The sequence below is a fragment of the Parabacteroides acidifaciens genome (assembly GCF_003363715.1).
Lineage (GTDB): Bacteria > Bacteroidota > Bacteroidia > Bacteroidales > Tannerellaceae > Parabacteroides > Parabacteroides acidifaciens.
This window is the reverse complement of record NZ_QREV01000023.1, coordinates 35,251-49,200: the sequence shown is the minus strand read 5'-3', so window position 1 is coordinate 49,200 and position 13,950 is coordinate 35,251. Positions and strand designations below refer to the sequence as shown.

Genomic DNA, 13,950 nt, shown 5'->3' with positions numbered 1-13,950 from the left:
TCTAAATGAACACTATACTTTTAATTTTGATAGCAATTTCATTTTCCGCCTGTTCATATAACAATGACGACAGGCAAATAGAATATGCCCTCAAACTATCAGATAAGAATAAGCAAAATTTGAAACAAACTTTATTGCACAATATTAATCAGTCACCAAAACTAACAGCCACCAAATTTCTAATTCAAAATATGATTGGCAAGCAAAAGATAGACAATGGTTCTATAAATAAATCTCAACTATATTTTGATGCTTTTACCATATACTTTAATAACCAAGGACGATACAAAAACGATATCCAATATATAATTTGCGATAGCATCAAACAATTATATCCCGATGCAGAGTCACGTCCTCTATATCTGTTGGACCTTCAGCACATATCTTCCGACTTTCTTATCCATCACATCGACTATTGTTTCCATGTATGGCAAGAATATCCGTGGTGTAAAGACATTGACTTTGATACATTCTGTAAATATATTCTTCCTTACACCACCAGCAACTGTTATTGGGAACAGGCTTCAGACTTTTTTGAACAGAAATATGCAACACTAAGAGATACGGTCTCTCATAAATCATACAAAGAAATTGGTGAGATTATCTCTGAAGATATAGACAAAACATTTGTTCAAAACTGGGTCCTTTTTTCTCAAAAACATAAAGGACTGCTTCCTACAACTTTCAAGAATTTAGCAACAGCACAGATTGGAACCTGTTTAGAAGCAAACATTTATAAAATTGCTGCATTGCGGGCAAATGGCATTCCAGCTGCATTGAATACTTTTCCCAATTGGGGCAATGCTAATTCCTCCCATTTCTGGACTGAAATAATTGGAGACGAACATATAGACAAGCTGTATGACAACACACAAAGGCCATACATTTCAAAAAGTGATATCTTAGTAGATAATATATTTTGGAAAAACACCTACAGTCCAACCTTAAAAGACATACCTCCATACGCTTCGATACAGTATTGCAGAACTATTCCTAAAGTGTACAGGATCAATTATGAGATACAACAAAACAGTTTAGCGCTTCAGGCGAAAGAGGAAATTCCTGATTTCTTCAAGAATCCGGGAGTAGAAGATATTACAGACAAATATATTGTATGCAGAGACATTGAAGTGCCTCTTTGGGAAGGCAAGCACAAAAAAAAATATGTTTATTTATGCTGTTATGATGATAACAATTGGATTCCGGTATGCTGGAGCCTTCCAAGAAAAAAACGGGCTTTATTTCCAAAAGTCGGCGTCAATGTCCTTTACTTACCTGCCTATTATGAAAACGGAACAATTATACCGGCAGGAGATGCTTTTATCCTGACAGCAGAAGGCGAAATAAAACATTTTCCACATAACACTAATGAGATAGAGCCGTCAATGACATTCTACTCAAAAACGCCATACCGCCTGCATACAGCCTTACAAGCAGCCGGGACATTGGGAACTTGTTTTTCAGTCTGTAACAGAAAAGATTTGTCTGACAGCCTACGCGTTTATACAATTGATAAACTTCCATTCTATGAAGATAGTTTCAAAATCCCGACACACACTAAGTACCGTTACTTAGTGTGTGACTTTCAAAACACGCCAACCTTTCAAGACCCTTATTCCATTGCGGAAATAAAAGTTTGGGGAGAAAACCAACAATTAATAGAAGGAAAATTGACCGGGACAAAAGGAATAAGTGAAAACAAACTTGAAAACGCAATAGACAGAGACAGAGTTTCGTTCTATCAGCCTAACAAATTCGAGAAACAACAGTACATCGTTTTCGATTTTGGAGAACCCCGCAAAATCGAAAAAGTAGAGTTTTACCCAAGAAGCGACGATAATAGAATTGTTACGGGAGAATTATATGAATTATTCTATTGGGACAAGAAATGGATTTCATTAGGACAGCAATATGCAAAAGAAAACAAGCTGACATACCACGACATACGAAAAAATGCTTTATTCCGCATACATAACCACACCAGAGGAAAGGAGCACAGACCGTTTACTTATGAAAACGGGAAACAGGTTTGGTGGTAATAGAGAATAAAGATAAATCGTAGCAATGACATTTATAAAGAACATATTCAACTGGGGAATAAACTTATTATTGATAAGTTTCACTCTTGCCGCCCTTTGGCTTTTTTGCCAAGTCTTCCTCTTCACCTCCTTCCGCATCCCCAGCGATTCGATGGAACCGGAACTGATAGAAGGAGATGCCATATTGATCTGGAAACCGGTATTGGGGGCACGGCTTTTTAACCTGCAAGCGACCATGCAGCTTAAACAGGTCGATATTCACCGTGTGCCCGGATTCCGGAAAGTTAATAGGAATGATGTGCTGGTTTTCAATTTTCCTCATCCTAACGGATGGGATAAGATCGAGATGCACATCATGAAATATTATATTAAACGGTGCATCGGATTACCGGGAGACACTTTGTCGATCCGGAACGGGATGTTCCAAGTCTGCGGGGTCGATACGCCATTAGGAAATATCGACTCGCAACGAAGAGTCGGACAGACTTTGCCGGGAGAATTTCCCGACGGAGTGTATAAAAGTTTTCCGTTCGACTCCATTATCGGCTGGAACATTCAAAACTTCGGTCCGCTCTATATCCCGAAAGCGGGTGACGAGTTGCCGATGAACCGGACAAACTATCTCTTATATCGCAAACTGATCGAATGGGAACAGAAAGGTTCGCTTAAATACCGGGATTCGGCTGTCTTTCTAAACGGGAAAACGATTGAATCATATCGTTTCCAAAAGAACTATTACTTTATGGCAGGGGATAAAAGTGCAAATTCGCAAGATTCACGCTACTGGGGTTTGTTGCCGGAAGAGTATATCGTAGGAAAAGCCAGCCTCATCTGGAAGTCTGTCGACCCCTATACAAATAAGTTCAGATGGGACCGTTTTCTGAAAAAGATCGAATAAAAAACGGACTTGCATGAAAATAAAATACATGAGCATGAAACTGAAATTCCATAGGCATGAAATTCCGATTGCACTGGCATCCGTTTGTGGGGCGATGCTGTTGTGTACGCCATTGGTTGCCGACGGCGGACTGGCAAACGGGTTGGTGATGGGAAAAGTGTTTTGGTTTCATCTTGTTATGCTGTTTATGGCGGTTTGTACGATCGGGACGGTTTGGATAAAAAGCAAAAAAGCGCTTTCGTTCTCATTGCCGGACGGACTGCTGATCGTTTTTGCGGGAATAACGTTAGCGACATACGACTGGCAGCTGAATCCCGAACCGGAAAAGCTGTTCTTCGGTGGGCAGTTATTGGTCTTGTGGTTCCTGCTGCGTTATTTTCTGACGGAATATCCTTCCCTGAAATTCTATTTTCTGTTTGTGCTGATGCTTACCGGATTGACCGAAGCGGTCTGGGGAATGCAGCAATTGCACGGTTACAGCTATTCCAACCATTCGCTTTTCCGGCTGACAGGTTCTTTCTTTAATCCGGGTCCCTACTCCGGATATATCACGGTCGTATTGCCGGTTTGCCTGTGGGCGGCATTGCGGTTTCAACGGCTGATACACTATTTTGCCTGGATATGTGTCGGAGCGATCTTGATTGTTTTACCTGCCGGGATGAGCCGGTCGGCGTGGATGGCGGCAATTGTGGCGTGCGGATGGGTTTATTGGGTGGAACGGATCGGATGGGAAAAGACAAAAGCCGTATATATAACGTATCGAAAGGCTGCTGTTCCATTTATTATAATTGTTGCCATCCTGGCCGGCAGTGCTGTGATCGGCGTTTACGGGATGAAACAGGACTCGGCGGACGGGCGGTTATTGATGTGGAAAATAACAGGAAAAGCGATAGCCGAACATCCGGGCGGCACGGGATTGGGCAGCTTCCCGGCGGCTTATGCCGGGACACAGGCGGAATATTTCGGAACGGGAGCGGCGACAGACAAAGAGAGACTGGTGGCCGGATGTCCGGAATATGCGTTCAACGAGTATTTGCAGATCGGACTGGAACAGGGGATCGAGGGATTGATCGTGTTTGTGTTATTGCTGGGGAGTATTTGCTATTGCGGGATAAAAAGCGGACAAAACGGGGCGGTCGGCGGGATACTCGCACTGGCGGTATTTGCGGTGTCGTCGTATCCGTTGCAGTTACCGTCGTTTTGGGTGGTTGCGGTGTTCTTGGGGGCGATATGTGCGACGAAAAATAACACACGCCCTGCTCCTTCTCGAGAGGGAAAAAGATACTACCAAATACTATTGATAAAAGCGGGAATCGTGATTATAGCATTGGCGGGTATCATTATTTTCTCCATACAAAAGGGACAATACGAGGTTTACAAACAATGGGGACGGATGCAGATGCTTTACAATAATAGAGCCTACGAATCGGTGGCGGAAGATTATGCGGCCTTGCATGACAGACTGAAGCATAAGCCGGAATTTCTGTTTGAGGAGGCGCAATGCCTGAATAAGACGGGGCAATATGCAGCTGCCGTACAGGTGTTGGAACGGGCGAAACGACTCAGCGGAGATCCGATGATCCGCTATATGATCGCGAAAAACAGGCAGGCGGCCAAAGAGTTCCAAGAGGCTGAAAAAGAGCTGTTGCACGCAATCGAAATACTGCCCGAAAGGCTGTATCCATACTATCTGCTGGCCAAGTTATATGCAGAACCGGATTTCTATCAGCCGGACAAACTTCAGGCTGCCGCCTACGCCGTTCTGACCAAAGAACCGAAGGTCGAAAGCAGGGCAATTATGGAGATGAGAGAAGAAATAAAAAAGATATTAGAAAAAAAGTAATTACGAATCGCTCGTAATTAAAATATGTTTGTATATTTGCGAAACGACAACTTTGATAAAAACGAGAAGATATATGAAATACTACAAATTGTTTGCGATACTGATTCTGGCCGGAATGATGGCTTGCTCCGGTGAAAAGAAAGAAAAGGATGCCGGAGAAAACGTGGAAACGGTTTTGCCGGACGAGCCGAACGAAGTAACCGTGATGCCGCTGAAAACGACCGATTTCAACCACGAGCTGATCAGTAACGGCAAACTGTCCGCACGCGGCTTTGTCGACGTGAAATTCGAATCGGCGGAACCGATCGCTGCCATCTATGTGAAGAATGGCGACCGCGTGACCAAAGGGCAAAAGTTAGCGGAACTGTCGACCTTCCGTCTCGCAAACAAAACGGCACAGGCCAAAGACGCGCTCGAACGTGCCAAACTGGAACTGCAGGACGTATTGATCGGGCAGGGATACAAGTTGGAAGATTCAACCAAAGTGCCGCCTGCAACCATGCAACTGGTCAGGGTGAAAAGCGGATATGACCAGGCCTTGATCAGCTATCAGCTTGCCGAATATGAACAGCGCAATGCTGTCTTGACTGCTCCGTTCGACGGCATTGTGGCCAATCTGTTCGCTAAACAATTCAATACGGCTTCGACATCCGATGTTTTCTGCTCCATTATAGACACCCGCACACTGGAAGCGGCCTTCACCGTTCTGGAAAGCGAACTGCCGCTTATCAAAGCGGGCGACCGGGTGGAAGTCGTACCTTTTGCCCTGTCCGAAATCATGGCGGAAGGACGTATTTCCGAGATAAATCCGTTGGTGGATAAAGACGGAATGGTACAGGTGAAAGCTGCCGTAAGCGACAAAGGTAAACTGTTCGAAGGAATGAATGTACGGGTAAGCATTCATCGCTCGTTAGGAAAACAGCTGGTTGTTCCGAAAAGCGCCGTAGTACTCCGCTCCGGAAAACAGGTCGTATTCACATTGACTGACAACAAGGCGTATTGGAATTATGTACATACCGGTTTGGAAAATGCTGACAGCTACACGATAGTTGACGGGCTGAAAGAGGGCGATATCGTAATCACAAGCGGAAATATCAACTTGGCACACGAGGCACCGGTGAAGGTGGTCGACAATTGAGAGTTGAAAATTGAGAGTTGAAAGTTGAGAGTTGAAAGTTCATAATCTACAATTCATAATTCTAATACATGATAAAGTTTCTACTACAACGTCCTATCGCGGTACTGATGGCTTTCACGGCTTGCTTTATCGTGGGGTTGGTTACCTACTTCACCATTCCGGTGTCGTTGTTGCCTGATATTGCAATCCCGGAAATTACCGTACAGGTATCCGGACAGAATACATCGGCACGCGAGTTGGAAAACACAGTAGTAAAAACCATCCGCCAACAGTTGATGCAGGTTGCCAGCCTGCGCGATATCCACAGTGAGACACGCGACGGAGCTGCCATCATACGCCTCAACTTCGATTTCGGGACCAATACGGATCTGGCTTTTATCGAGGTAAACGAAAAGATAGACGCTGCCATGAACTACCTGCCGCGTGAAGTGGAACGTCCGCGGGTAATCAAGGCAAGTGCAACCGATATTCCGGTGTTCTGCCTGAACCTGACTTTAAAAGGGGAAAGTGGAAAGGTGAAAGGTGAAAATGAACAAGCTTTCCTCGATCTCTGCCAGTTTGCTGAAACGGTTATCAAACGGCGGATCGAGCAGTTGCCCGAAGTGGCGATGGTCGATGTGACCGGTATCCTGAAACGGCAGTTGCAGATCGTTCCGGATATGAAGCTGCTGAAAATGTCAGAGATCACACTTGACGACCTGGAGACTGCGTTGACTTCCAATAATATCGAACCGGGCAGCATGACCGTACGTGACGGGTATTACGAATACAACATTAAATTCTCGACCCTGCTGCGTACACCCGAAGATGTGGAAAACATCTATATACGCAAGAACAACCATATTTACCAGTTAAAAGACCTGGCACGCATATCTGTCGTTCCGGAGAAAGAGACCGGCGCATCCCTTTCCAACGGGAAACGGGCGGTTACGCTGGCTGTGATCAAACAGGCGGACGAGAATATGGACAATATGAAAGAGGCGCTGAAAGAGGTGACGGATTATTTTGCTACGGTCTATCCGGATATCGAATTCAATGTGAGCCGTAACCAGACGGAACTGTTGGACTATACCATCTCGAACCTGAAGCAGAACTTATCATTAGGTTTCCTGTTCATTTGTATCGTGGCAATCCTGTTCCTGGGGGACATCAAGAGTCCGGCGGTAATCGGGTTGAGTATGGTCGTGAGTTTGATTATCAGTTTCCTGTTCTTCTATCTGTGCAAGATGTCCCTGAATATCATCTCCATTTCCGGTCTGATCCTGGCTTTGGGTATGATGATCGACAGTTCGATTATTGTAACCGAAAACATCATGCAGTACAGGGCACGCGGAGATTCATTAGAAGAGGCTTGCCAAAAAGGAACAACCGAAGTGATCACGCCGATGCTGAGTTCGACCTTTACGACAATCGCCGTATTCGTCCCGTTGGTTTTTATGAGCGGAATAGCCGGAGCGATCTTCTTCGACCAGGCTTTTGCCGTAACAGTCGGACTGATGGTTTCCTATTTTACGGGAATCATGTTGTTGCCGGTGCTTTACAAACTGGTATATAGTATCCCGGATATCAAACACAAGGGATTCAATATGCGGATCAACAACCTGGTCAAAGAACATACATTGGACCGCTTCTATGACGGCGGAGTCGATTTCATATTCCGCCACAAGAAGGTTGCCCTGATTCTTACTGCCATTACAATACCGCTTTGCGGCCTCCTGTTCTACGAAATTCCCAAAAGCCGTATGCCGGAGATCGACCAGAACGAATTGATCGCCCATGTGGAATGGAACGAAAACATCCATATTGACGAAAACAGGAGCCGGATAAACCAGTTGACGTCATCCGTCAATGACAGGGTGACAGAACATACAGCCTACGTGGGACAACAGCAGTTCCTGTTGAACCGTGACCAGGAAATGTCGGCTTCGGAAAGCGAAATGTATTTCAAGACGGAAAAACCGGAAGGGATCGCTCCCTTGCAGAAATCCGTCGAACAATGGATCAAGACGCATTATCCGATGGCGGTAATCTCGTTCTCCCCGCCTGTCACGGTCTTTGAAAAGCTATTTGTCACCGGGGAGGCGGATATTGTTGCCGAGCTTTATTCACACAACAAGACTGAGGCTCCGGACGCATCCGTGCTCCGTAAGATAGAACGGCAGATAGAGGCGAGAACCGGATACGCTCCTGTCGGTATTGCTTTCGACAACCAGCTGAACATCACGATAGACAGACAAAAACTCTTGCTTTACAATGTCGACTATAATGAGGTGTACCGGTTATTGAAGACGGCATTCAAAGAGAATGAGGTGGCGACGCTCCGCTCCTACCAGCAATATCTGCCGATCGCACTCGCCGGAGAGGGACAGACGGTAAACGAGGTTTTGCAAAAAACACTGGTCCACACGGTTCCCGATGCGGATGGAAATGTAAGATACGTACCGTTGCAATCATTGGTACACGTCACTCCTGGTGAAGATTTGAAAACAATCACTGCCGGAAAGAACGGGGAATATATTCCGTTCAGTTTCTATGATGTCAATAAGGCAGACCAACTGATGGACGGTGTCAAGAAAGAAGTTGAGAAAAACTGGGATATAGACTTCTCCGGAAGTTTCTTCTCCAACCAGCAGATGTTGAACGAGTTGGTGGTAATCCTTTTCATCTCGATCCTCCTGATGTATTTTATCTTGGCGGCGCAGTTCGAAAGTTTCCTGCAACCACTGATCGTATTGCTGGAAATCCCGATCGACGTGGCCGCATCCTTGCTGGTGCTCTGGATATGCGGGCATACCATGAACCTGATGAGTGCCATCGGTATCGTTGTTACCTGCGGTATCATCATCAACGACTCCATCCTGAAACTGGATGCCATCAACGAGCTCAGGAAAGGCGGGGTTCCGCTCATGGAGGCCATACATGAGGCCGGGCGTCGACGTTTGCGTCCCATCATCATGACATCATTAACAACCATATTCGGAATGGTACCGCTGCTCTTCACCTTCGACATGGGTAGCGAACTGCAAAAACCGCTCTCCATTGCCATGATCTCGGCCATGTTCATCGGTACGGCAGTCAGCCTTTTCGTTATCCCGTTAATCTATTGGTTCATTTACCGCAAACACGATGTGAGAACAGTTGAAAGTTGAAAATTGAAAATTAAAAGTTATGAACAACAAGTTTGTACACAGGTATAAATACATAATCACATTGTTAATGCTTTTATGTATGCTTCCGGGAAAGGCACAGCTTACGCTGACACTGGAACGGACAATAACGTTAGCGGCAGACAGTTCGCTGGATGCTTTCCGCTATAAGAACATGTATCTGGCAGGGTACTGGCAATACCGGACCTATAAGGCGGGACGTTTGCCGAGTCTAACTCTGAACCTGACACCGGCACAGTACCGGCGGTATTTTACACAACGATACGATTCGGAAAACGATATCGACGTGTATAGAAAACAGCAATCGCTCTATGCCGGCGGCCAATTGGAGGTTCAACAGAACTTCGACCTCCTGGGCGGTACGTTCTACCTGGATACGGATCTGGATTATATGCGTTATTTCGGTAACGAAACCTACAACCAGTTCTCGACTGTCCCCGTACGCTTAGGTTACCAGCAAGACTTGTTAGGCTACAACGCCTTCAAGTGGGAACGGAAAATCGAGCCGCTGAAATACGAGAAAGTAAAGAAAGAACTTCTTTATAACGTGGAACAGATGAGCGAGCAGGCTACAACCTATTTCTTCGCCTTAGCGATGGCGCAAGTAGAATACGACCTGGCCAAAGAGAACGTTGCCACTACGGATACGCTGTACCGGACAGGGCAGGAACGCCACAAAATCGCTTCCATCAGCCAGGCGGACCTGCTGACATTGAAACTCGATGCCGTAAATGCCCGCAATACCTTGAAAAATGCTGAAATTGCATTGAAGCGCGCCATGTTCAGCCTGGCGTCTTATCTGAACTTCGACAAAAACACGGAAATACGCCTGCGCCTGCCGAGCCGCCCGCGCGATATGGAAATATCGGTAGACAAGGCACTTGAACTGGCACGCGAGAACAACCCGACTTTCCTGGACCTCCGCCAACAGATACTGGAAGCACAGCAACAGGTCGACAAGACCAAGAAAGAAGCGATGTTCAACGCCCAGATCAACGCCAGTGTCGGCTTCAACCAGGTCTCCAGTAAGATCCAGGATGCTTATAAGAACCTGCAACAACAGGAGATAGTCTCCCTGTCTGTTTCGATTCCTCTCGTGGACTGGGGTGTCAGGAAAGGGAAACATAATGTTGCCAAAAACAACCTGCTTGTGACAGAAACCTCCGCCAAGCAGCAGGAACTGACCGTCGAGGAAGATGTGATCATGACCGTCGGCGACTTCAATATCCAGCAAGCCCTGATCGCAAGCGCCGAAGAAGCGGTGGATCTGGCCGAAACGGCTTATAGCGAAACCAAACAGCGTTTTATGATCGGGAAGGCGGATATAAACAGCCTCACCCTTTCACTGAACCGCCAGCAGGAAGCACAGCGCAATTACATTTCAGCTTTGCAAAACTACTGGTTGAGCTATTATAAGATCAGGAAGCTGACCTTGCATGATTTTGAGACGGGCATTTCACTTGCGAACGAGTTCGACTATAAGAATGGGTTGTAAATAAAAGAAAAGAATGAGCGCATCTCCTAAAATATCCTCTTTTACCATCATCGTCACCTTCCTTTGTGTGGCAATGGCGGGGATTGCCTTTATACCACTATTGCCGATCAAGCTGTCGCCATCGCGCACCTTGCCGCAATTGACCATCAGCTATAATATGCCGGGAAACTCGGCACGCGTGATAGAGATGGAGGTGACTTCGCGTCTGGAAGCCATGCTGGCGCGTATCAAAGGGATCAAGGAGATCAATTCCACATCCGGAAACGGTTGGGGATATGTCACGCTCGAACTGGACAAACACACCAATATAGACGCCGCCCGTTTCGAAGCGTCGACCATCATCCGCCAGACATGGCCCAGCCTGCCGGACGGATTGAGCTATCCGGTCTTGGAGATGAGTCGCCCGGACGATAAGGAAGTGCGCCCGTTTATGAGCTATACGCTAAACGCCGCTGCCACTCCTATTTTCATCCAGCGTTTTGCGGAAGACCAGATAAAACCCCGCCTCAGCGGTATTCCCGGTATTTACCGGATAGATGTCAGCGGGGCTACGCCCATGGAATGGAGACTTGAATATGACAGTCGCCAGCTGGCAACATTAGGCATCAGTATTGCAGATATACAAAGGGCTATCAGCCAATATTACCAAAAGGAATTCTTAGGGACCGGCAACGTAAAAACCGAATTGATGACCTCATGGATTCGCCTCGCCCTGATCCCGGAGAGCGAAAAGGACGGGTTCGAGCCGTCGCTTATCACCGTCATGAATAAAGACGGCAAACTGATCCGTCTGGACCAACTCCTGAAAGTAACCCGCCAGGAAGAGGCTCCACAAAGATACTATCGTATTAACGGGCTAAACTCCATCTACCTGTCCATCCGGGCCGAAGAGACGGCCAATCAGCTCGAACTGGCCAAACAGGTCAAAGCGGAAATGGAGCACATCCGCGCCCTGCTGCCTCCCGGATATGAAATACATACCAGCTATGACGCAACCGAATTTATCCAGGACGAGTTGAACAAAATTTATATCCGTACGGGACTTACGGTCTTGATCCTGCTGATCTTTGTCCTGCTGATCACACGAGAACTTAAATATTTGCTATTGATCGTGATCAGCCTTTCGATCAACCTTTGTATCGCCGTTATCCTCTACTACTTGCTGGGGTTGGAAATGCAGCTCTATTCGTTGGCCGGCGTCACGATCTCGCTCAGCCTTGTGATAGACAACACGATCGTTATGACGGAACATATCCGGAACCGGCATAACCGGAAAGCAATCCTGTCCATTCTGACCGCTACGCTGACAACGATGGGGGCACTGGTTATCATCTTCTTCCTGGATGAAAAGATACGTCTTAACCTGCAGGATTTCGCAGCGGTTGTTATCATTAATCTGGGTGTTTCTTTGTCGATTGCCCTGTTCCTGGTTCCCGCCCTGATCGACAAGATGAACCTGGAATGGAAAAAAGGAAGCCAGCATAAGGAGATTCAAACAAGGACTTCCGGTTCCCCAAACAGCTTTATGCACCGACTCAGAAAAGGGACAAACCGTTTCCTCAAACGCTTCCCGGTCTATTACAACCGCTGCTACCAATGGCTAATCAATTTTCTTTGCAACTGGAAGAAGCTCGCCTGTTTCGTCCTGCTGTTGGCATTCGGTCTTCCGGTCTTCCTGCTGCCGGAGAAAATAGAATACGACACGAAAGATAAAAAGAAAGTGTACACAGCGACCGATTCCATGATGATCGAGAACTACAACAAGTTCGCGGCTAACGAAACCTATAAAGAAAAAGTCAAACCGATTATCGACAAAGCATTAGGAGGAACCTTGCGCCTGTTTGTCCAAAAAGTATATGAGGGAAGCTATTTTACGCGGAACGAAGAGACTGTATTGAGCGTCAGCGCCTCGCTTCCGAACGGAACGACTCTGGCCCAGATGAATAACCTGATGAGCCGTATGGAAGCCTACCTGAGTACGTTCAAAGAGATACGCCAGTTCCAGACAAGCGTCTACAGCGCCCGCCAAGGCGGCATCAGCATCTACTTTACGAAAGAAAGCGAACGGAGCGGCTTCCCCTATACCCTGAAAAGTAAGATTATCAGCAAGGCCCTCGAATTGGGTGGCGGTAGTTGGAATGTATGGGGATTGCAAGACCAGGGATTCAGCAACGACGTACGGGAAGGGGCCGGTTCTTTCCGCATCGAGATGTACGGCTACAACTACGATGAGCTTTACGAATGGGCCGAACAGTTGAAGGCCAGATTGCTCACCTACCGCCGTATCAAGGAAGTCCTGATCAATTCGGAATTTTCCTGGTGGAAAGACGATTACCAAGAGTTCTACTTCAATCTGGACAAAGCCCGCCTGGCGCAGGAAAACATACAGCCGATCGAGTTGTTCGCCTCTTTGAACCCGGTCTTCGGGAAAGACATTTATAGCGGGACGATCGTGATGAAAGATGAAACGGAAAAGCTGAAACTCACCTCCCGCCAGTCGCAGGAATACGATGTATGGAGTATGCAGAACGTCCCGCAAAGCATCAAAGGCAAGCCTTACAAGCTGGCCGAACTGGCAACCGTCGAAAAAGGACAGATGCCGCAAAAGGTTGCCAAGGTAAACCAACAATACCGCCTTTGCCTGCAATACGAGTATATCGGTGCCGGAAACCAAGGGAATAAGATACAGGAACGGGAATTGAAAGAGTTCAATGCCATCCTGCCAATGGGCTACACGGCTAAATCGGATAGCGCTTACTGGTACTGGGACAAGAAAGACAACAAGCAATACCTGTTGCTGCTGCTTATCATCGTCATTATCTTTTTCACGACCAGTATCCTGTTCAACTCGCTGAAACAACCGTTGGCCGTTATCTTCGTGATACCGATCTCTTATATCGGCGTGTTCCTCACATTCTACTGGTTCAAGCTGAATTTCGACCAGGGAGGATTTGCCTCCTTCGTCCTGCTATGCGGTATTACAGTGAATGCCAGTATCTATATCCTGAACGAATACAACCAGATACAACTGCGCAAGCCGTTGATGTCACCTTATAAAGCCTATCTGAAAGCATGGAATGCGAAGATCACTCCGATCTTCCTGACAGTCGTTTCCACCATTTTAGGCTTTATACCGTTCATGTTAGGTGAAGGCAAAGAAGCCTTCTGGTTTCCGTTGGCCGCCGGGACAATCGGGGGACTTATCATGTCTATTCTGGGCATTTTCCTCTACTTGCCGATCTTCACTTTGAAAAAACAACCGAAGCCTTGACTTCCATTTAAAAAAAACAACAGTGGTTTATCCTCCAAATATTTGTGTTCCTATTATTTATAAATTGTCAACAAAATGTCACATCCAGACCTCCGCATT

At 46.5% G+C, this 13,950-nt stretch carries 7 protein-coding genes; all 7 read left to right on the top strand.

Going from position 1 to position 13,950, the window contains the following annotated elements; genetic code table 11:
- Positions 1–5: 5 nt before the first annotated feature.
- The 7 genes from DWU89_RS11030 (at position 6) to DWU89_RS11000 (ending at position 13,851) form a co-directional block, all read left to right on the top strand.
- On the top strand, positions 6–2,039 hold the full coding sequence (locus DWU89_RS11030) for a discoidin domain-containing protein (RefSeq protein WP_115499704.1): 2,034 nt from the start codon (positions 6–8) through the stop codon (positions 2,037–2,039).
- Positions 2,040–2,064: 25 nt separating this feature from the next.
- Complete coding sequence (gene lepB, locus DWU89_RS11025; RefSeq protein ID WP_115499703.1) at positions 2,065–2,937, top strand: signal peptidase I; 873 nt, start codon at positions 2,065–2,067, stop codon at positions 2,935–2,937.
- A gap of 13 nt (positions 2,938–2,950) precedes the next feature.
- Positions 2,951–4,780, top strand: coding sequence for an O-antigen ligase family protein (locus DWU89_RS11020; protein ID WP_115499702.1), 1,830 nt, complete (start codon positions 2,951–2,953; stop codon positions 4,778–4,780).
- 73 nt (positions 4,781–4,853) lie between these two features.
- A complete protein-coding gene (locus DWU89_RS11015) occupies positions 4,854–5,918 on the top strand; it encodes an efflux RND transporter periplasmic adaptor subunit (protein WP_115499721.1) in 1,065 nt (354 codons plus the stop codon).
- A gap of 68 nt (positions 5,919–5,986) precedes the next feature.
- Positions 5,987–9,067, top strand: coding sequence for an efflux RND transporter permease subunit (locus DWU89_RS11010; protein ID WP_115499701.1), 3,081 nt, complete (start codon positions 5,987–5,989; stop codon positions 9,065–9,067).
- 19 nt (positions 9,068–9,086) lie between these two features.
- Entirely contained in the window at positions 9,087–10,580 is a 1,494-nt protein-coding gene (locus DWU89_RS11005; protein WP_115499700.1) for a TolC family protein, read from the top strand.
- Between the two features lie 13 nt (positions 10,581–10,593).
- Positions 10,594–13,851 (top strand): efflux RND transporter permease subunit, encoded by a 3,258-nt coding sequence (locus tag DWU89_RS11000; RefSeq protein ID WP_115499699.1) that lies wholly within the window; start codon positions 10,594–10,596, stop codon positions 13,849–13,851.
- Positions 13,852–13,950: the final 99 nt, after the last annotated feature.